This window comes from Microbacterium sp. zg-Y625 (assembly GCF_030246925.1).
Taxonomy (GTDB): Bacteria; Actinomycetota; Actinomycetes; order Actinomycetales; family Microbacteriaceae; genus Microbacterium; species Microbacterium jiangjiandongii.
Window position 1 is genome coordinate 2,862,152 of sequence record NZ_CP126740.1, and the last position, 19,945, is coordinate 2,882,096.

The following is a 19,945-nucleotide window of genomic DNA, read 5'->3' on the forward strand; positions in this document are numbered from 1 at the left end:
TCACGCGCCTCCCTGCAGCGCGACACCGGCAACGAGGCGCTCGGCGGGTCCGCCGAGCCGCGGGCGGTAGTCGAGGATCACCTGGAGCCGGTCGGGCGCGTCGGGCACGGGACCGGCGTCGACCGCGAGGATCACGACGCGAGGCTCGAACCGTTCCACCGCTCGGGTGACGTAGTGCTTCGCGAGTCCCGCAGCGGTGTCGTCGTTCGGTGAGAACACCAGTCGCCCCAGATCGCACCCGTAGTCCGGGCGCATGATGCGCTCCCCCGGCCGGGTCGACAGCAGCAGCATGAGCGCCTGACGAATCGCCTCCGCGTCGTGCACCAGGTCGACGCGGCCGTTAGGGCCGATCGACAATCCGGCTGATTCACCGTCGAGCCCTGGATAGTGGAACCGCCATCCGGTCCACGCGGGAGGCGTGCGTCGGGTTGGAACCTCGATCGTCATGGCGCCTCCGTCACGAGCGTCTGACCGGGGTGCTGCACCCGGTACTTCACCTGGCCTTGGGGGGTGCCGTCGGTGTGCCCGGCGAGGTCGGCGCGCACGACAGCTCTGCCCGCGATCGTCACGAAGCCGGAGTGCCCCCGCTGCACGTTCACGGTCACCGTGCAGGGTTTGATCCCGACGTTGAGGTTGGGGCATCCGCCGATGGAGCGGCCGATCGGGTCGGCGCCGGTGACCACCGGCTGCCCCGACACGAAAACGAAGTCCTCTGGCGCGGTCAACGCGAGGCGCCCGAGCTTGTGCTCGCAGCGGATGTCGGCGTCCAGGGTCACCCAGAACCACATCTCAGGCCTGCTCGAGCTCGATGCGTCCGGCTCGCAGCCGCAGGAGGTGTCCGGGGGCTGCGAGCACGAGATCCCCTTCGGCGTGGACGATGACGCCGGCGTCGCTGAGCTCCACGCGGCTGCCCTCACGGTTGCCGATGACGATGCGATCGCCCGCGGCGCTCATGCGCAGCGACTGCCCCGTCGGCAGCCGCAGACCGTACACGCCGACGGCACCGTCCACCACGCCCACGCCGGGCTCGCCGCTGTCGGTGGTGCGCAGCCCGCCGAGCACGACGCCCCGCCCGGCGTCACGTATGTCGTGCGCGACGAGGACGTGGTCGCCGACGTCGGGCTGCAGGGCGAGGCCCTTCGCTTCGCCCGCGCCGAGCGCGAGCACCGGCAGCCACTCGGACTCCAGTCCGTCGTAAGCGGAGAGCGCGACGCGCACGCGCCCGCGGCCGTCGGGATCGTCGATGCGCAGGACTTCCGCGATGGTGAGCGCGGCCGCCTCCGGACCGGATGCCGTGTCCAGCCGTCGCAGCAGACGCAGATGCCCGGGAGGGGCCGTCGTCACGGTGCACGTGTAGCCGCTGAACGCGTCGATGACATGGTCGGCTGCGAGGACGCGGAACGATCCCGAGGTCGCTGCGGGAAGCCCTTCGACCACGAGCGTGGTGCCGGGGCCGATCACGGGGTCACCGTGAACCACGGCACGCAGCGACCGCGACGCCGCCCGGTCGTCGCCGGTCAGTCCGCGTGCCAGCGCATCGAGGTGTGCGGGACCGGCGGTCATGGCACCTCCGTAGACCCCGGCGGTCGCCCCCGTCGCCACCGGATCCGCGTCCGCGGATCCGGTGGCGACCTCCCCGGTGACCGGGTCCCACCCGACCACCCGCCAGCCGGATCGGTTGCCCAGCGCGCTGACCGTCACGGTGGCCTGCAGCAGTGTCTGGCCGTAGACGACGGACACCTCTTCACCGACGCCGTGATCGTCGTCGAAGAGCGCGAGCGTGCGGCCGGACGGGTCGACACGCCACCACAGCCCTGCGTGACGGGTGACCGAGGTGAGCAGGTCCAAGGCGGACCGCCCATCCTGCACGACCCGCGGAAGGCGCGGGCCCTCCTCTGCCGCGTCGATGTCCAGTCCCGCGGGCGATGCGAGTTCTCGTGCCGCCTCCGCCACGGAGACGTCGACGAGCACCCGCAGCTGCGAGTCCCGCCGCAACCGGTGCGCGGCGTCCTGGCACCGTGCCGTGATCTCGGGGACCCCGTCGGCGGCGAACGCATGGTCCACCGACACGATCTCGCCGGTGAACAGCTCGCCGGAAAAACCCTCCACGCGTGCCTGCACGGCCGCCCCGAGCGTGAGGATCTCCGCCAGCGCCCCCACCGCGGCCGGGTCCTCGAACGTCAGTGCGCACGCAGCCGGAGCACTCGCCTCGCGCCGCACGCGGATGCGGGAGAGCAGGGCCACCCCGACGGCGTCGAGCTCGGCGCCGTCGATGCGCAGCGCCACCCCGGGAGCCCGGTACGGCCCGGTCGCGGCGCGGGACGCGGCATCCGTCATCGCGCACCTCCCGTCGGCAGGTCCTCCGGCGCGGGCGGGATGATGAGACCGCGGCCGGCCTCAGGCCAGATGACCTCGTCGAGCAGGTTGACGTCGGCGATCCACCGCCACAGCGCGCAGCGGCCGCCGAAGTACCGCGCCGCGATCTCCGGCAGCGTCTCGCCGCCGGCGGCCGTACCGCCGGCCGTCGCGGGGCCGCCGCCGATCACGGTGTGGATCGCGACGGGCACGGCGGCCGCCGCCTCCGCCGCGGCGGCATCCGGGATCCCGACCGACGCAGGCGTCTCCGGGGCGGGCGGATTGGGGTCGGGAACGCGCACCAGGCGCATGCTGAGCCACGATCGCCGCGGGGTTCCGTTCGTGTCGAACTGCTCGAACCGTTCCGCGAGCGCCTCGACGACGGCCAGCACGTTCCACTCCTTGCCCAGCACCATGCGCACCTGCGGAACGCCGCGGCCGCCGTCGACGGAGTTCTCGGCGAGCTGCCACAGCGGACGGGTGTGGTCCCGCACGTCGCGCCGAGGCGGGGGCGGGGCGGGGGCGGCGGACGCGGCGGAGCCCGGACCGGTGGCCTCGCCGGCGACGACCTCCTGCGCCGGAACAGGCGAGGGCGGCGCCGGCACGACCGGAGGCGGGAGCAGATTCACGTCGAACAGCAGCTGCAGCTCGATCTCGGTGCGTCCCCCGCCGGTGTGCTGCAGGGGCGAGTCGGACCATGCGGAGCCCGCCACGATCCCGGCGCCGCCCCGCCGCGGGGCGAGTCCCGCGATACGGCGCTGGACGATGTGCTCGGGGTTGAGCATGCAGGTGATCCGCTCGCCGGTGCCCTCGACGAGGAACGCGACCCGTTCCATCAGGTGCTCCGCTGCTCGTCGACGAGAACGTCGAGCGCGGATGCCGCGACCCAGGCGCGGGTTGTTCCGATGTCTGCCCGCGACTCCGCACGTACAGCCGGCAGATCGGGCCACGAGGGACGGACCGAGCGGGCGTGCGCCGGCCATGGGGTGTGCGTCGGCGGCAGGGACGGTACGGACGATCGCCGCTCCCCTGCGGCGGACGCTGCCGGGGAGGAGGGTGCGGGCCACGGCGACGGCGCGGGCCGCCAGGTGATCTGCGCGGAGGTCGGCTCCGCGGCCGGATGCCGACGGGCGTCGGCCGCGACGTGCGGGCGGGGGGCGGCGTTCCGGGCGCTGCGGTGCGGCGCGGCCGTCGCGCGGTCGGAGTCGGAGGTCGACACCCGGCGCGCGCCCGAAGCGTGCTCGGCCGTCGCCGGCGGCGTCGATGCCGATGCGTGGGGTGACGAGCCGGTTGCGGGGGCCGACTGCGCGAACGTGGGCGCTGACCAGGCGGAGGGCGGGCGGCGGGCGGCGTCACCCGGGAGACCGGTCGCGGCGGCCGGGGCATCCTGGCGGGCCATGCTGCGGACGGCGGGCGCCGCGGCGGGGCCGTCCGTCGAGTCGAACGTCGTGTGCCCGATCGCCCCGGGATCGCCCGACGTGGCAGCGGGGACCGGGGCCGGACCCCCTCGGCGACGGCGCGTGAGGACGCGCGGCGTAAGCGGGCGGCCGCCCGGCAGCTCGGCAGCGGAGGGGATCTGCGACCGCGGCGCCGACGCGCGCGGCGCACCCGCCGCGGCGTCGGGAGACCCCGCGGCGCGACGTCCGGCGGCGGGGATCAGCGCCGTCGGCTCGGCGCGCGGCATCCCGACCTCGCCGCCGGGGGCGTCGAACGAGAACCACACCGGGTCGTGCGCGGAGACGTAGGCGGCGAGGTTCGGCTCCACGTCCGCCAGCCGCGGGTCGATGGGCGGGCCAGGCGAGCCGGTGCGCGCGAGCGAGCGCAGTCCGCCGGCGAGCGCCGCGACGCTGTGCGCGACGGTATCGACACCGTCCGCGATGCGGCCGAGCCCTCGGCGCGCGGCGGCTCCCAGCACCCGGCGCAGACCGGGTCGGCGGCGCTCACGCATTGCCCGCGCCCACTCGTTCGATCCCCTCGTACTTCAGCCCGAACTCATGGATGTACACCTCGCGCGCGATCGCCCGCAGGTCGCCGCCGGTGAAGGAGACGGGGAGCGAGTCGAAGAGGTTCCACTGCACGACGGGCGTGGTGCCGCGGGAATCCAGCAGGATGATCGACACGGCCAGACGGCGGTACTCGCCGTTGAGTGTGGCGACGAACCAGTCCCAGAGCTCGGTCGTACGCGTGAGGCCCTGCCGCAGATACAGCGTCTCGTACGACGCGATCGTCGGGATGTGGTGAACGACCTGCGACTGGCCGGCCTCCCGGTATTCGACGGTGTCGATGGTGACCTTGGGTCCGGAGACCTCGGTGAAGTGGCCGACCGCCAGATTGCCGATCATGAGCTTGAAATTGAAGGCCCCGTACGGGTCTACCCACGTGCTCTTCGCGGATGCGCCGGCCGGCGGCGCGGTGGGGGTCGGCGTTGCGTCGCTCACGATGCTTCCTCTCCGCCGGCGCTGCCGGCCGCGTACTGGCTCACCTTGAAGACGATGAACTCCGCCGGCTTGACCGGGGCCATCCCGACCAGGGCCGTCAGGAGCCCGGCGTCGACATCCTCCTCAGGGTTGGTCTCGCGATCGCACTTGACGTAGAACGCCTCACGCTCGGATGTCCCGAAGAGCGCACCGTCCCGCCACAACCGACGCAGGAACGCACGGATGTCGCGGCTGACCGCGTTCCAGAGGGTCACATCGTTCGGTTCGAAGACGACCCACCCTGTGCCCTGCTGGATCGACTCCTCGGCGAAGGCGAAGAGCCGGCGCACCGGCAGGTACCGCCACTCGCTGGAGCTGCCGGCGAGGGTGCGCGCACCCCAGATCCGTATGCTCCCGTTGATGATGCGGATCGCATTGATCCCGGAGGTGTTCAGCAGCCCCTGCTCGCTGGGCGTCCAGGCGTACTTCAGGTCGACCGCGCCGCGCAGCGTCTCGTTCGCGGGCGCCTTGTGCACCCCCCGGCTCGCGTCGGTGCGGGCCCAGACACCGGCGACGTGTCCGGAGGGCGGAGCCAGCACCAGCGTTCCGGTCAGCGGATCGACGACCCAGGGCCACGGTCCGTACGCGGCGCCCCATTCGGACTGTCGTGGCGCCAGACCGGTGTCGCGCGCGGAGGCGGCGGCGCGCCGGGGAGCCGGCGGAGGTGGCGGTTCGTCGGCATCTCCCACGGCATCCGCATCGCCGCCCACGTCCGACGAGCTCGAGGACGCGCCCGAGGATTCGCTCGACGACGCGGAGGAACTCGGCGGTTCGGCGGTCGACGTGCCCGACGCCGTGGCCGGCACGGTCAGGTCGTTGAGGTCGTCGACCGTTTCGGGGATGTCGATGACCGCGACGCGATCCTTCATCAGCTCGCAGTGGCTGAGGACGGCGTCGTACGACGCGGCATCCGTGTATCCGGGAGCCGCCACGATCGCGATCTCGTCGATCGGCTCGAGCGCTGAGATGCCGGGCCTTGACGGCGTGCCGGTGATCGAGCCGCCCTCTCCGAGGTTCAGCACGTAGCAACGCTGGCCGCCGTTGAGGAAGAACCCGTGCACGGCAAGGGTCAGCGGCGTGCTGGGCCCGGTGCTGCCGAAGACGTTCGTGTACTGGGTCCAGTTGTTGACGGCGGTCGGGATCCCCGCGCGGGCATCCGCGTCGTTGGCCTGTCCGAGGAAGGCGGCGACGTTGGTGCCGACGCCTTCGATCGGTCTGGTGCCGCCGAGGAGCTCTTCGACGTAGACGCCCGGGGTGAGGTACTGGGGCATGAGCCGGCCTTTCGCAACGTGTCGTCAGACGGATTCCGGGATGTGGACCGTGAGGTCCCCGAGGTCGCCGCCGGTGTCCACGGGCGGCGCGTCGACGGCGAGGGTGATGGATGCGCCGCGGGCACGCACGCTGAGGCGCAGCGGTGCCCCCTCGGCGGTGGCGACGGGGAGGCGGAACCGCCCCCCGTGATCGGTCTCGACGGCCCCACCGGTGTCGGCGAGACCGACCTGTGCGGCGCCGAGCGGGCGCCCGTCGGTGGCGACGATGCGGCCGACGACCGTGCGGAGGTGAGCAGGGACGAGCCGCACCGGCTGCCGCACGAGAGGGGCGGTCGGGCGTTCCAGCAGCCGGCGCACCGGAACCCTCAGGATGAACGCCGGTGCCGGCGCACGCTGCAGAGCGCGCCACAGCTCGAGGCTCGGCGGCGCCGCGTCCATCCGCCACTCGCCCTCGGCGGCGGCCGCCAGCGCCAGAGCGCTCGTCGTGCCCGCCGCCGGGAACAGCGGAAGGCCGACGGTGGTCACCAGCGCGCCGAGGGTCAGCTCGGCGCTGCTGATGTGTCGGAGCACCGGGCCGGCGGCGGCGGCGACCTCCAGCTCGAGCGGCCGGAGCACCACCGCGCCGTCGCCGGCGTGCGCGTCGTCGAAGTCGTGGACGACGGGCAGGCCGGAGACCGCACCCGCCCAGGCCCGCACCGGGTCCAGGGCGAGGAAGAAGTCGTCGACAGGCTCAGGGTTCGGTGCCATATGCCCACAGCTCCATCGGTGTGGCGAAGTAGATCCAGCCCCAGAAGCCGGACACCGCGGACCTCGCCGGCGCGCGGAACCATGCCGTGTCGCGCACCCCGGCGAGGCGCAGGACGAGACCGATCGTGAGGGACCACACGCATTGCAAGAGCGTCATCACGACGTAGGAGATACCGACGATGGGAAGATAGAGGGGACCGAGGATGCGCGCTTGCAGCAGGTGGACGCGCTCGTGGTTCCCGGCGCCGCCGATGTTGACCGTCCCGATGGTCTGCAGCACATCCGCACCGAACCCCGACGTGCCGCGCGCGCGGTATGAGACCCACTCCTTGCCGGCGCTCTGCACCCCCGATGGGGTGCCGAAGAACGGGTAGACCAGGTTCCCCACGACCGCACCCAGCAGCGTGCTCGGCAGCGCCCACGAGTTGTCGATCACGAGGAGCAGCCATCCGCGCAGCCTCGCCAGGTCGTAACTGCCGAGGATCCCGGCCATCACGCCCAGTACGAGCGCGATCCCCCCGACCACGATGAGCACCCACGGTGCGCGCAGCGGCGCCCACCACGTCGACGCGGCGAACAGCACCCCGACCGCCACCGCCGCCGCGATGATCGCGGTGAGGAGCGTCCGGAAGAAGGGACTCGACATGGCGACCTGCTCGGTTTGCCGATGTCGCGGCGCCGAGGCGCCGCGCCGCACATGCGGCAGAAGTGTGGTCGACGGGGCAACGCGTGCCGCAGGCGAAAGCCCTCAGATGCTCGGTACAGCTCGATACGGGGCACAACGTAGCAGTCGCCGCGCGGGCGCACCAGGGCCTCGGATGCGCCACAATCGATCCCTCTCCCAGGCGGTGACCGCGAGCGGGAACCCGCCCCCGGTGAGGGTCCGACACCGCGACGACGCCGACCCGCAGCGCGCGGCATCCGACGTCATCACGGACCGCCACGGTCTCAGGGGGAAGGTACCGGGATGATCCGATCGGGCGCGATGACGATGTCGTCCAGGTTGGAGCCGAAGACGAAGCACTTCCGGATCGGGGGTGACTGATCGATGAACACCACGACGTCACTGCCGATCGGCGCCTCGGTGGACTTGGCCGGGTCCTGGGCCTCGACCTTGGGGTTGCACTCGCCGACCTCGTTGGACGGGATGCCCCGGATCTGGAAACCGCTGTCCGCCAACGTCGCCTGCGCGTTGCGGTACGACAAGCCCAGCACGTCGGGCACCACCGCCGTCGTCGGCGCGGCCGGCGGCACCGGGTCGGTCATGGCGGAGGGCGCCGACGCATGCGGGAGGTCGGAGAGGTCCTCCGTCCCGTCCTCACCGAAGGTCTCCGGATCGACGCGGACAGCGGTTTCGATGACGCGGATACGCCTGCCCACGACCTCCGCGCCGACGACGAAGGTGTGCCCCTGGGCGGGGGTGGCATCCTCCCCCTCGCCGACGAGGATGTCCTCGCAGTCTGCGTCGTCCTCATCGGTGGCCGACGCCGGGCAGGCCTGCCAGACGTCGATCTTCACCACGTCATCGGGATCCCACGTGCCTTGCTCGACCGCGAGGTCGGTGCCGACCTCCAACGCGCCCGAGATGGCTGGAGGCTCCACGGCCGTCGGTGCGGCGGGTGTCCGAGTGAGGATCCAGATCAGGATGCCGCCGCCGGCCAAGACCAGCACGGCGACCACGGCGACGATCACCCACAACCAGGGGAAGCGCCGCTTCACTGGGTCGGGCACGCGAAAGGCGACCGTGGGGCCGGAGACCACCTGATCGGGGGCCTCCTCCAGTGCGGCTCCCACCGTGAACGATGACTCCCCCGCGGGCGCCGTTGTTGCCACGTGCACCGCGACCTCCACCGTCGCCGTGCCCGCGACGGGAAGGCTCCGCTCCGCGTCACCGGAGATCCGGAACCATGCCGGGTCCGCACCGGCGCCGGGGATGACCATCACGCGCGCCCGCACAGGTCGCCCGGTGACGTTGGACACAGTGAAGGAAGCGAGACCCGAACGCGCGGCATCCAATGACACCGCCGACGGGCCTGCCACCGCGAACGGCGGCCCTCCCGGCGCTGCAGGACCTGTCGGCCCGAACTCCTGGCCCCCCGACATGGCGTCACCGTACCGCAGCCCGCGCCCGTCCAACAGAGACCCCGTCGCCGAGTGAGTATTCGCATCGCCGAGTGAGTACTCACCGGCCGAGCCACCCGCCGCGGGCATCGACACACTGGTGTTCGTGAGTGCGCGCTCAGGGGCTCGAATACTCACTCGAGCCCGCGAATACTCACTCGGCAGCGCGAATACTCACTCGGCAGCGAGGGCGGCGAGCGCGGGGCCCAGCGACAGCTCGGCGGTGCGCACGGCCTGGCCCGTCTCGAGGGAACGGTTGCCGGCGAGCCCGACGGACACCGAGCGCACCCCGTCGTCCCACGTCGCGGCGCGGGCGAGCGGGTCCGCTTCGGCGCCCACGAACAGGTCACGCAAGAGCTGCGCGTCACCGCCGCCGTGCCCGCCCTCGCCCGCGGGAATCGGCACCTCGCGTGCGACCTCGAAGTGCCGCTGCACCACCAGTCGCTCGCTGACCGGCCGGCCGTCGTCGTCACGCACGGCGTCGGGCCGCGCGCTCGGATCCACCACGGGGCGGCCGTTGTCCGCGACCAGCACGGCACCGCGCTCGACGACCGTCAGCTCGGCGCGGCCGCGGGTGCCGTTGACCGCCACCGTATAGCCCTCCCACGGCGAGTGCGCGTTGAGCGCATACGACATCGACGCTCCCCCGGCGTAATCCACCACGAGCGCGAGGTTGTCCTCGATCGTGATGCCGGCATCGAACACGTCCCGGTCGCGCAGGTAGCCGTCGTGCTCCTCCTGCTCCAGGTAGAGCCCGCGCAGCGTCGGGTCATCGCGCAGGTCGAGGCTGAACGCATCGCGCAGCGGCGAGTCGCCGGTGCCCCGTTCAGGCCGCGCGCCGAGGCCGCGCCGCGCGGCGTTGTCCGCCCCGTAGAACCGCAGGCCTCCGCTGGCGAAGACCCGCGTGGGGACGTCGCCGATCCACCAGTTCACCAAGTCGAAGTGATGGCTGGCCTTGTGGATGAGGAGACCCCCGGAGCTCTCCTTGTCGCGATGCCAGCGCCGGAAGTAGTCCGCGCCGTGGGCGGTGTCGAGCACCCACTCGAAGTGCACCGAGGTCACCTCGCCGATCTCGCCCGACGAGATGACCTGCTTCAGCGCGCTGTTTCGCGGCGAGTAGCGGTAGTTGAAGGTGACCACCACCGGCAGCCCGGTGCGCTCGGCGGCTTCGGCGATGCGGCGCACCCCTTCCGCGGTCGTCGTCAGCGGCTTCTCGACGATGGCTCCCGCACCGGCCTCGAGCGCGGTGACGACGTGGTCGTCGTGGGTCCAATCCGGCGATGTGACGATCACCTGGTCCACGCGATGGCGACGCACCGCCTCGGCCAGCTCGGCCGGTGCGAACCGCGCGGGAACGGGCACCCCGGCATCCACGAGCCGTCGCTCGTACCAATCCACCCGGCCCGGGTTGGTGTCGCCCCAGGCGACCAGCTCTGCGGTGTCGGCGTGGGGGCCGGTGATGGCGTCAATGTACATCTGGGCACGACTGCCGGTGCCCACCAGGGCGTAACGAGTGCGCATCGTGTCGTCCCTCACTTGATGCCGGTCGTGGCGATGCCCTTGACCAGGTACTTCTGGCCGATCAGGAACGCGAGGAACAGCGGGATGAGGGAGACGACGGACATCGCGAACATCGCCCCGTAGTTCGACGAGGACTGCGCGTCGATGAAGCCCTTCAGCGCCACCGAGACGGGGAAGTTGTCCCGCGTGCGCAGGTAGATCAGCGGCCCGAAGAAGTCGCCCCAGGTCCAGATGAACGTGAAGATCGTCGTCGTCGCGAGCGCCGGCACCATGAGCGGCAGCGTGACCTGCCCGAAGATGCGGGCATGGCCTGCGCCGTCGATGCGCGCTGCTTCGAAGATCTCCTTCGGAAGGCCCCGGATGAACTGCACCATCAGGAAGACGAAGAACGCGTCGGTGGCGAGGAACTTCGGCACGATGAGCGGCAGGAACGTCTCGAGCCATCCGAGCTCGCGGAAGATGATGAACTGCGGCACCAGCACGACGTGGAAGGGCAGCATGATCGTGCCGAGCATGATGACGAAGTAGGCGTTGCGCCCCCAGAACTTCAGGCGGGCGAACGCGTATGCCGCAAGCGAGCACGACACGAGGTTTCCGATGATCGCGCCCACGACGAGGATCGTGGAGTTCGTCAGGAACACGCTGAACGGCAGCTGCTGCGCCGTCCACCCGTGCACATAGTTGTCGAGCGTGAGGTCGGTGGTGAAGATGCCGAGGTCGGTGAAGATGTCGGCGTTGGGCTTCAGCGACGACACGACCAGCCAGATGAGCGGGTAGATCATCACGATCGACAGGAGGATGAGTCCGGCGTGCTTGAACACCGATCGCACGTTGCTGCGGCGGCGCAGGCGACGGCGCTCGTCGTCGCCTGCGTTCGGCAGGACGACGGCCAGGGTGGCGTCGGTCGTGGTGGTCATGGTGCTCTCTTCCGCGCGGACGTAGATGGGGGCGGGGCCGGGCTGCTCAGTCGTCATAGAACACCCAGAATTTCGACAGCCAGAAGTTGAAGGCGGTGAAGCCGCCGATGATCAGCAGCAGGAACCACGCCATGGCCGAGGCGTACCCCATGTTCAGTTCGGTGAAGGCCTCCTTGTAGAGGTAGAGGGTGAAGAACATGGTCGAATCCGACGGACCGCCCGTGCCGCCCGACACGATGTAGGCCTGCGTGAACGACTGGAACGCGAAGATGATCTGGAGCACCAGGTTGAAGAAGATGATCGGCGTCAGCAGCGGGAAGGTGATCGAGAAGAACCGGCGGATCTTGCCGGCGCCGTCCATCTGGGCGGCCTCGTAGTACATCTCCGGGATCTGACGGAGCCCTGCGAGGAAGATCACCATCGGCGACCCGAACGTCCAGACGTGAAGGATGATGATCGTCGCGAGTGCGTAGTCGGGATGAGATATCCATCCGGGGCCTTCGATGCCGAACACGGCCAGGAACGAGTTGACGATCCCGTCCTTGCCGAAGACCTGACGCCAGAGGATCGCGATGGCCACCGACCCACCGAGCAGGCTCGGCAGGTAGAAGACCGACCGGTAGAAGGCCAGGCCCTTCATGCCGCGATCCAGCAGCATCGCGACGGCCAGGGCCAGGGCGAGCTGCAGCGGCACCGAGACGATGACGTAGACCAGCGTGACGCGGAGCGAATTCCACAGGCGGGCGTCGCCCATCATCTCGACGATGTTGTCGAGGCCCGACCAGCGCGGCGGCTGCAGCAGGTTGTAGTCGGTGAACGCGAGGTACAGCGACGCGAGCATCGGCCCGATGGTGAACACCACGACGCCGATCAGCCACGGTGCGAGGAAGATGTACCCCGCCTTGTTGTCGGGGTTGCGGTTGCGACCGCCCCGTGCGCCGGCCGTGCCGCGCGATTGGCGTGCGATGTTGCGCAACTCGCCGATGCTGCTCACGGAGACCTCCTCGTCCTCGTTCAGGGCACGTGTGGAGAAACCGCTTTCACGTGCGCCGATAAGTATGGACCACGAAAGCCGATGGCGTCAAACACCTCGTGCGGTCTGTAATCACAGGCATACGCAGCGACTCGTGGCATCCGGTTGCATAACGACGTTGCAACGACAATTGACACCGCTCGTACCCGCTGCTACTTTCCGGTGAAAGCGGTTTCTTCGGATGCCGCGTGCGTTCGGTGGCACCCGCCCCGGGCGCGGGGCGCCGGAACCGGCCCCCGGGGACACGACACGAAAAGAGGCGCAATGACGCGTTCAGCACGACCCATCGCGGCCCGCGCAGCAGCCGGGACCCTTCTCGTCACGGCGCTCGCTCTCGCCGGTTGCGCCGGCGGCGCCGATCCCGCCCCCGAGGGCGGCGGCGGCTTCGACCCCGAAGAGGAGATCGAACTCCAGATCGCCTGGTGGGGCAACGACGAGCGGTCGGCGATCATGGCCGAGGCGATCGACCTGTTCGAAGCGGAATACCCGAACATCACGGTCGTCGAGCAGCCCGTGGGCGCCCCCGACGACCTGTTCAACCGCCTCGCCACCGACTTCGCCTCGGGTACCGCGCCCGACGTCTTCGCCCTCGGTGGCGCCAAGCCCCAGGAGTACGGCGCGGCCGGCGCGCTGCTGGACCTCTCGACGGTCAGCGAGCAGCTGCCGACCGACGCCTACCCGGAGTTCACGCTCAGCAGCGCGATGGTCGACGACACCCTCTACGGCCTTCCCACCGGTGGCAACGCGATCGGCGTGCTGATCAACCCGACCATCTTCGAGGCGGCGGGAGTGGAGCTCCCCGACGCATCCTGGACCTGGGAGGACTTCACCGAGACCGCCAACGAGATCTCGGCCAACGCCGGCGACGGCATCGTCGGGCTCGATCTGCGCGTGCAGGACGTGCTGGGCACCTATGCCGCCCAGTACACCGAGACCGGCATCTACGACTGGGACGGCGAGCTCTCGGTCGACGCCGACGTGATCCAGCAGTGGTACGAGATGGAGCAGGAGCTCGTCGAGGCCGGCGGCCTTCCCGACCCGTCGGTCATCGTCGAGCACTGGAACGTCACGCCCGACCTCTCGCTCTTCGGCACCGGCAAGGCCGGCATGACGTTCGCCTACAGCAACCAGATCGGCGCCTACCAGGGCGGCACCGGTGCCGAGGTGCAGCTTCTCACCCCGCCGTCGTCGACGGGCGTCTCGGGCGTCGCCGTCCTGCCGTCCCAGTTCTGGGCCATCGCGTCGGAGTCGAAGCACCCCGAAGCGGCTGCTCTCCTCGTCGACTGGCTGCTGAACCAGCCGGAGCCGGCCGAGCTGATCCTCGCCAACCGCGGTCTGCCGTTCAACCCCGACACCCTCGCCGTCGTGGAGCCGCTGCTCGCGCCCGCCGACGCGCTGTCCGCCGAGTACGTGGGCACCATCCTCGAGGTGGGCGTCGAGGCACCGCCGCAGCCGGCGGGCGGGGCGATGCTCAACGAGCTGTCGCAGCGCATCGAGTCCGACATCCTCTTCGGCAACACGAGCCCCGAGGACGGCGCCCGCCAGTGGGTGGAAGAGTTGTCGGCGGCGCTCGCCAACGACTGACCGCACCGGCATGGGCGGGCTCTCCGACGGGGAGCCCGCCCATTCCGCGTTCCGAGGAGCTGAGGGACCGATGACACCGATCCAGACCGCGCTGTCCCGGCTGCGCCAGGCCGACGCGCCCTTGACGGATGCCGACGACCCCGTCGCCCGTGAGGTGCACGCCACCGGCATCCGCTTCGTCGCCCTCGGGGGCGGCCTGGAGCAGCGCTGGCAGCAGGCCTGGCGGGAGCTGCGGGCCTGCATCGCCCCCATCGGCAGCAGTGCGCCGCTGCTGCACGAGGGCGGGGTCTACCACGGCGCGTGGCTCGAGAGCACGGCCACGATCAACGCCGAGATGCTCGACCGTTTCGCACCGTCGGTGACCCGCGCCACGCACCTCGCCTTCGCCGACGCCCAGCGCTCCGACGGTCTGCTGCCGTACAAGGTCACCGCCGACGGCCCGGCGTTCACGCAGATCCAGACCGTCACGCCGCTGGCACGGTGCGTGTGGAACCACTACCTGCTCACCGGGCGCGACCGCGACTACCTCGCCCGCATGCACGACGCGATGGTGCGCAACGACGCGTGGCTGGCCGCGCACCGGGACACCCGCGGCACCGGCGGCGTCGAAGCCTTCTGCACCTACGACACCGGCCACGACCTGTCGCCGCGCTTCTGGCACATGCCCGAGCGCTGTCATCGAGGGGATGCCACGGCCTTCGACCCCGGCGTGCCGCTGCTGCCGGTGGTGGCCCCCGACCTCACCGCCAACGTCGCGTGTCAGCGGGAATATCTCGCGCTCATCGCCGCGGAACTCGGTGAGGATGCCGCGCCGTGGCGCGAGAAGGCGGCCGCCTCGCGCGCCGCGCTGCACGCCCAGTGCCACGTGGACGGCATGTTCTACGACCGCGCCGCCGGCGGCAGCCACGTGCGGGTCGACTCCGACGTGCTGCTCCGGGTGCTCGCCTGCGAGATCGGCGACGACGACGTCTTCGCCGCAGCGCTCGAAGACCATCTCATGAACACGCGCCGCTTCCTGTCGCTCGCCGGGTTCACCTCCATCGCGATGGACGATCCACGATTCGACGGCGACCACACCCGCAACTCGTGGGCGGGACCGGTGAACGCGCTGACGCTGCTGCGCGCCGCGCACGCCTTCGAGCACCACGGCCGCGTCGCGGAGCTCGCGCTGACGCACGCCCCGCTGCTGGCGGCGATGGCCGGGCACGACCGGTTCGCCCAGTGCTACGACCCGACCACGGCCGATGCCGGCTACACCGAGGTGTACTCCCCCTCGATCCTGTGGCTGCTGGACACGCTCGAGCGCGACGCCGGCATCCTCCCCCGCCCCGACGGCGAGGTGTGGCTGAGCGGGCTGACGCCGACACGGCTCGCCCACGGTCAGGCGGCGACCGCCACGGGTGCCGCCCGCACCGTGGCGGGGGTGCACTACGAGCTCGTGGGCGACGACGAGGCGATCGAGGTGCACCGGGACGGCGTGCGGTGGCTGCAATTCCCGCGCGGCTGGCGGGTCGTCCTCGGCGCGGACGGCGAGCCGGCGGCGGTCGTCGGCCTGGCGGTCGTCGGCCTGGCGGCCGGGCCGGTCGCCGGCATCCTGCACGTGGGCGATGACGAGGTCCCCCTCACCCTCGCGCCGAACGAACGCGTGGCGCTGGCCGGCGGTCGCCTCGGCGCCCGCACGGCACCGGGCTTCACTCCGCCCCGCTTCTGAGCGCGCCTGCGCCAGTTGCCGCCTCGGATAAGCCGCTCGCCTCGGCCCATACGCCGCTCGCCTGTCGCATGTTGTCGGTTCACGGCAGGAACAGCGACAGATCGCGACAGGCGAGCAGCGGCCGGAGAGCCGCGGACTCAGCCGCGCAGGTGCTCGCGCAGCACGGCGGAGAGCCCCACGCGCTCCTCGCACGCGTCGAAGCGGAAGGATGCCGCCAGGTCGCGGGCCCGCTGCGGATCGACGCCGCGGAAGCGGTCGGCGAACTCCCCGGCGAGCGGCTCTGCGAACAGGATGTGCCGCACCAGCACCGCAATGTGCGGCTGACGCCCCCACGGATACGGGCGGTAATCGGGGAACTCGCGGTCGAACAGCGCGTCGATGGGGTCGAGCACGTCGCGGACGCCGGCATCCGATCCGCCCCACGAGTCCACGCCCAGGCGGCGCTTCTTCTCCACGACCTCGCCGACGAGCTCGAGGTACGCGCTGTCCGCGCGCGCCGAGACCAGACCCTGCAGGCCGATGTCCTTGTAGGTCCACAGCGCCCAGCTCGCGCCGTGCTCGCGGTAGATCTCCAGCTGATCGCGCAGCAGCTGCAGGCGCCACGCGTCCTGCGAGCGGTCGTCGGAGTACACCGGGCCGAACTCCCCGATCCAGATGGGGGTGCCGGTGCGGCGCATGTATTCGGTGCGGCGCAGGAACGTCTGCTCCACCACGGACCGGTCGAAGTACTCGCCGCGCGTGACGCCGGGGTAGGCCGTCGCACTCGTGATGCCCGGCAGCGCGTAGTCGTGGGCCGTGTAGACGGTGTTGGCCATCGGCTCGGTGCGGGCGTCGAGGAAGGAGAAGTCGGTGGAGTACTTGTTGCCGTCGAGGAAGAGGATGTGGCGGGCGTCGATCGCGCGGATCGCGCCCTCGAGGCGCTCGTAGAAGGCGGGCAGCGCCTCGCCGGTCGGGTCGCTCGGCTCGTTGATGGGATTGAACCCGGCGACTTCGGGGCGGTCCTTGTACCTGTCGGCGAGGGCCTCCCACAGGTGCACGACCCGGTCCTGGAAATGGCCCTGATTCCAGAACTCGGCGATGTGCGTGGGATTGTCGCTGTGCCAGTGCTGGTTCTGTCGGCCAGGCAGGGCGTGCAGGTCGAGGATCGAGTAGATGCCGTGCTCGCCGAGCAGGCGCACGACGCGGTCGAGCCGCGCGAAGCCCTCCTCCTTCAGCTCGAAGGGCGCCTGGTCGTCTTCGAAGTGGCGGTAGTTGAAGGGGATGCGAACGCTGTTGATCCCGAGGGATGCCAGGTGTGCGGCATCCGCCTCGTCGAAGAAGTCGCGCGAGAACGCCTCGAAGAACGCCTCGTACGCCTCGCTTCCCATGCGATCGCGCAGGAGCCGGCGCATGGTGCCCTCGTCGCCGGGGTAGCCGGTGATGAAGTTCTCCATGTTCATCCAGCCGCCGAGCCCCACGCCGGCCAGCCGCACGGGCGTGCCCGCGGTGTCGACGAGGTCGGTTCCGGAGACGGAGAGGAAATCGAGAGTGGTCACGGCGCTCCTTCGGGTCGTGGGCGTTTCCACCTTACAAGAAACCGCTTTCCCGCGTGGTTGCGCGTGGTGCGCGGGCGTTATGTGCGGCCAGCGTGCGGTGTCGGGAAACCGGTTTCACGGTCCTAGGATGGGTGCAAGACCGGGGCGACGGCGCCTCGGCCAGGAGGGGAGCCGATGGCCAAGACAGGTGCGACGACGATCGCCGACGTGGCTGCGCACGCGGGGGTGTCGCCGGCGACGGTGTCCCGCGTCATGAACGGTCGCTTCCTGGGCGATCCCGACGTCGGCGAGCGGGTGCGGGCGTCGGCCGCGCACTTGAACTACTCGCCCAACCACCTGGCGCGCAGCTTCGCGCTCGGAAAGACCAAGGCGATCGCCTTCCTCGTGCCCGACCTCGCCAACCCGGCCTTCCAGACGGTGCTCGCGGGGCTGAGCAAGGCTGCCGCCGCCGACGGCTACCGGGTGCTGGTGGCGGACTCGGCCGAGTCCGCCGCGGATGAGCCGGTGCTGGCCGCCGAGGTGCGCAGCCGCTGCGACGCCATCGTGCTGTGCGCGCCGCGCATGAGCGAGGACGATCTCGAGCGGGCGACGGCGACACTCGGACCCGTGGTGCTGATGAACCGCTCGAGCCCGCGGGTGACTGCGCCCACGCTGTCGGTGGATTCACGGGCCGGGTTCGAGCTGATCGCGCAGCACCTGTACGGGCTGGGCCACCGCCGGCTGGTGTACGTCGCAGGTCCCGAGGGCGTCGCGAACGCCAACCGCATCAAGGGTCTCGGCGACTTCGCCGAGACGGTGGAAGACGTCACGATCACCCACGTCGCCGGGGGCGCGGGCAGCGAAGACGGGCTTGCGGCTGTCGAGGCCGTGATGTCCTCCGGGGCGACCGCGGCGCTCGCGTTCAACGACCTCGTCGCGGTGGGACTCGTGCATGGGCTCGTGGAGCGCGGCATCCGGGTGCCCGACGATGTGTCGGTCACGGGTTTCGACGACATCCCGTTCGCGCGGTTCCTGTCGCCGTCGCTGACGACCGCCTCGGTGCCGCACGACGTGCTGGGCACGCTCGCCTGGGCGCGGATGCAGGCGCTCATGGCGGGGATGCCGCCCGAGCACAACGTCGTCTTCCAGCCCCGCCTGGAGGTGCGCCGCTCGACGGCCCCTCCCCCCGCTGCCGAGTGAGTATTCGCGTGCCCGAGTGAGTATTCGCGTTCCCGAGTGAGTATTCGCGTGCCCGAGTGAGTATTCGCGACGAATACTCACTCGACGCTCGCAATACTCACTCGACGGCGCGAATACTCACTCGGCGGGGAATGCAAGCCCGGTGCGCCGCGGGGGCTCGCGGCCTAGCGTGGCGGCATGAACCAGGATCGCGACAACGCCCAGGGACCCACCGACGAAGACGCGCCGCTCGGCGGCGACGAGAGCACCGAGAACCGACTGCAGGCCGACAACCCGGCCGAGGAGGAGACGCTCAAGACGCTCGACCCCGACAGCCCGGCGTCCTGATGTGACATGACATGACGAGGGGCCCGCCCGGACGCATCCGGACCGGCCCCTCGCCGCAGCGACTCAGAAGTCGAAGTCGCCGATGTTCTCCGCATCGAACACGAACGGGTCGCCCAGCAGAACGCCGCCGTCAGGGCCGACCTCGAACGAGCCGAGCTTGCCCGCTTCGAAGGTGTCGCCCTCCTCGCCCGCGATCTCGCCGGTCACGAGCGCCTGCGTGGCGAACGCTGCCAGGTAGCCGAGGTCGGCCGGGTTCCAGAGCGCGAACGCGGTCACGGTGCCGTCATCCACGTACTCGCGCATCTGGTTCGGGGTGCCGAGGCCGGTCAGCGCGACCGTGCCCTTGTAATCCGACGTCGACAGGTACCGCGCGGCCGCGGCGATCCCGACGGTGGTCGGCGACACGATGCCCTTCAGCTCGGGGTAGGTCTGCAGCAGCGCCGCCGTGCGGTCGAACGACGTCTGGTCGTCGTCGTCGCCGTAGACGACCTGCACGAGCTCGATGTCGGGGTGGCTCGCCGCCAGCTCCTCCTCCATCAGCTCGATCCACGTGTTCTGGTTGGTCGCGTTAGCCGAAGCCGAGAGGATCGCGATCTGGCCCGCGCCACCGATCTGCTCCGCGATCAGATCCACCTGCACCTGGGCGATGCCCTCGGGGCTCGCCTGGTTGATGAACAGGTCGCGGCATTCCGGATTGGTGTCCGAGTCGAAGGTGACGACCTTGACGCCGGCCGACCGCGCCTCATCGAGCGCGTCGCAGATGGCCTCGGGGTCGTTCGCCGAGACGATGAGCCCGCCTACCCCCTGCTGCGCCGCGGTCTGGATGTAGCTGACCTGGGACGTCGGCGACGCCTCACTGGGCCCGACCTCCTCGAAGGTGCCGCCGAACTCCTCCGACGCCTCCTCGGCGCCGCCGGTCGAGGTGTCGAAGTACGGGTTGCCCAGGTTCTTCGGCAGCATCGTGATCGACACCTCGGCATCCTCGCCGCCGGCGTCACCGCCTCCCGTGCCACCGCCGCCTCCGCCGGAGCATCCTGCGGCGGCGAGCGTGACGCCCAGGGCGAGAGCGGCGGCGATCCCTGCGCGCCGCGTGCGCTTCATTGCGAACATCTGTGTTTCCTTCCGTGGTGCGAGGTTCTCGCGGGTGTGTTCAGGTCGGTGGTCGTG

General features: G+C 70.8%; 19 protein-coding genes. 4 read left to right on the forward strand and 15 right to left on the reverse strand.

Going from position 1 to position 19,945, the window contains the following annotated elements; all coding sequences use genetic code 11:
• The 13 genes from QNO14_RS13355 to QNO14_RS13415 all read right to left on the reverse strand — a co-directional run bounded on the left by QNO14_RS13355 (position 1) and on the right by QNO14_RS13415 (position 12,403).
• Positions 1 to 447 (reverse strand): GPW/gp25 family protein, encoded by a 447-nt coding sequence (locus QNO14_RS13355; RefSeq protein WP_257505678.1) that lies wholly within the window; start codon positions 445 to 447, stop codon positions 1 to 3.
• Entirely contained in the window at positions 444 to 788 is a 345-nt protein-coding gene (locus QNO14_RS13360) for a hypothetical protein (RefSeq protein ID WP_257494039.1), read from the reverse strand. The genes QNO14_RS13355 and QNO14_RS13360 overlap by 4 nt, the downstream gene beginning before the upstream one ends.
• A 1-nt stretch (position 789) precedes the next feature.
• Positions 790 to 2,337, reverse strand: a complete 1,548-nt coding sequence (locus QNO14_RS13365) for a phage baseplate assembly protein V (RefSeq protein WP_285184268.1) — start codon at positions 2,335 to 2,337, stop codon at positions 790 to 792.
• Positions 2,334 to 3,191 carry a hypothetical protein gene (locus tag QNO14_RS13370; protein WP_257505682.1) on the reverse strand — a complete coding sequence of 286 codons (858 nt, stop codon included), beginning with the start codon at positions 3,189 to 3,191 and terminating at the stop codon, positions 2,334 to 2,336. The genes QNO14_RS13365 and QNO14_RS13370 overlap by 4 nt, the downstream gene beginning before the upstream one ends.
• The gene (locus QNO14_RS13375; protein ID WP_257505683.1) at positions 3,191 to 4,303 is read right to left on the reverse strand and encodes a hypothetical protein; all 1,113 of its coding nucleotides are present in this window, start codon (positions 4,301 to 4,303) and stop codon (positions 3,191 to 3,193) included. The genes QNO14_RS13370 and QNO14_RS13375 overlap by 1 nt, the downstream gene beginning before the upstream one ends.
• Complete coding sequence (locus QNO14_RS13380; RefSeq protein WP_257505684.1) at positions 4,296 to 4,793, reverse strand: phage tail protein; 498 nt, start codon at positions 4,791 to 4,793, stop codon at positions 4,296 to 4,298. The genes QNO14_RS13375 and QNO14_RS13380 overlap by 8 nt, the downstream gene beginning before the upstream one ends.
• Positions 4,790 to 6,103, reverse strand: a complete 1,314-nt coding sequence (locus tag QNO14_RS13385) for a phage tail sheath family protein (protein ID WP_257505685.1) — start codon at positions 6,101 to 6,103, stop codon at positions 4,790 to 4,792. Before QNO14_RS13385 ends, QNO14_RS13380 begins: the two co-directional genes overlap by 4 nt.
• Before the next feature lie 24 nt (positions 6,104 to 6,127).
• Positions 6,128 to 6,850 (reverse strand): hypothetical protein, encoded by a 723-nt coding sequence (locus tag QNO14_RS13390; RefSeq protein ID WP_257505686.1) that lies wholly within the window; start codon positions 6,848 to 6,850, stop codon positions 6,128 to 6,130.
• Positions 6,834 to 7,496 (reverse strand): hypothetical protein, encoded by a 663-nt coding sequence (locus QNO14_RS13395; protein ID WP_257494048.1) that lies wholly within the window; start codon positions 7,494 to 7,496, stop codon positions 6,834 to 6,836. Before QNO14_RS13395 ends, QNO14_RS13390 begins: the two co-directional genes overlap by 17 nt.
• A 302-nt stretch (positions 7,497 to 7,798) precedes the next feature.
• Positions 7,799 to 8,953 (reverse strand): PASTA domain-containing protein, encoded by a 1,155-nt coding sequence (locus QNO14_RS13400; protein WP_257505687.1) that lies wholly within the window; start codon positions 8,951 to 8,953, stop codon positions 7,799 to 7,801.
• 192 nt (positions 8,954 to 9,145) lie between these two features.
• The gene (locus QNO14_RS13405) at positions 9,146 to 10,492 is read right to left on the reverse strand and encodes a Gfo/Idh/MocA family protein (RefSeq protein WP_257505688.1); all 1,347 of its coding nucleotides are present in this window, start codon (positions 10,490 to 10,492) and stop codon (positions 9,146 to 9,148) included.
• Between the two features lie 11 nt (positions 10,493 to 10,503).
• Positions 10,504 to 11,409: a carbohydrate ABC transporter permease gene (locus tag QNO14_RS13410; protein WP_257494051.1), complete on the reverse strand. Its 906-nt coding sequence runs from the start codon at positions 11,407 to 11,409 to the stop codon at positions 10,504 to 10,506.
• 46 nt (positions 11,410 to 11,455) lie between these two features.
• On the reverse strand, positions 11,456 to 12,403 hold the full coding sequence (locus QNO14_RS13415; protein ID WP_257494052.1) for a carbohydrate ABC transporter permease: 948 nt from the start codon (positions 12,401 to 12,403) through the stop codon (positions 11,456 to 11,458).
• Between the two features lie 303 nt (positions 12,404 to 12,706).
• Here QNO14_RS13415 and QNO14_RS13420 point away from each other — a divergent pair, with 303 nt between their 5' ends.
• Together QNO14_RS13420 and QNO14_RS13425 are read left to right on the forward strand one after the other, a co-directional pair.
• Complete coding sequence (locus QNO14_RS13420) at positions 12,707 to 14,026, forward strand: ABC transporter substrate-binding protein (protein WP_257494053.1); 1,320 nt, start codon at positions 12,707 to 12,709, stop codon at positions 14,024 to 14,026.
• Positions 14,027 to 14,096: 70 nt separating this feature from the next.
• Positions 14,097 to 15,737 carry an MGH1-like glycoside hydrolase domain-containing protein gene (locus tag QNO14_RS13425; RefSeq protein WP_257505689.1) on the forward strand — a complete coding sequence of 547 codons (1,641 nt, stop codon included), beginning with the start codon at positions 14,097 to 14,099 and terminating at the stop codon, positions 15,735 to 15,737.
• A gap of 137 nt (positions 15,738 to 15,874) precedes the next feature.
• On the opposite strand, the gene QNO14_RS13430 is transcribed toward QNO14_RS13425, so the two are convergent.
• A complete protein-coding gene (locus QNO14_RS13430) occupies positions 15,875 to 17,272 on the reverse strand; it encodes a glycoside hydrolase family 5 protein (protein WP_257505691.1) in 1,398 nt (465 codons plus the stop codon).
• Positions 17,273 to 17,446: 174 nt separating this feature from the next.
• Here QNO14_RS13430 and QNO14_RS13435 point away from each other — a divergent pair, with 174 nt between their 5' ends.
• Entirely contained in the window at positions 17,447 to 18,451 is a 1,005-nt protein-coding gene (locus tag QNO14_RS13435) for a LacI family DNA-binding transcriptional regulator (protein ID WP_257494056.1), read from the forward strand.
• Positions 18,452 to 18,628: 177 nt separating this feature from the next.
• Positions 18,629 to 18,778 (forward strand): hypothetical protein, encoded by a 150-nt coding sequence (locus QNO14_RS13440; RefSeq protein WP_257494057.1) that lies wholly within the window; start codon positions 18,629 to 18,631, stop codon positions 18,776 to 18,778.
• Positions 18,779 to 18,841: 63 nt separating this feature from the next.
• On the opposite strand, the gene rhaS is transcribed toward QNO14_RS13440, so the two are convergent.
• Entirely contained in the window at positions 18,842 to 19,888 is a 1,047-nt protein-coding gene (gene rhaS / locus QNO14_RS13445) for a rhamnose ABC transporter substrate-binding protein (RefSeq protein ID WP_257494058.1), read from the reverse strand.
• Positions 19,889 to 19,945 lie beyond the last annotated feature (57 nt).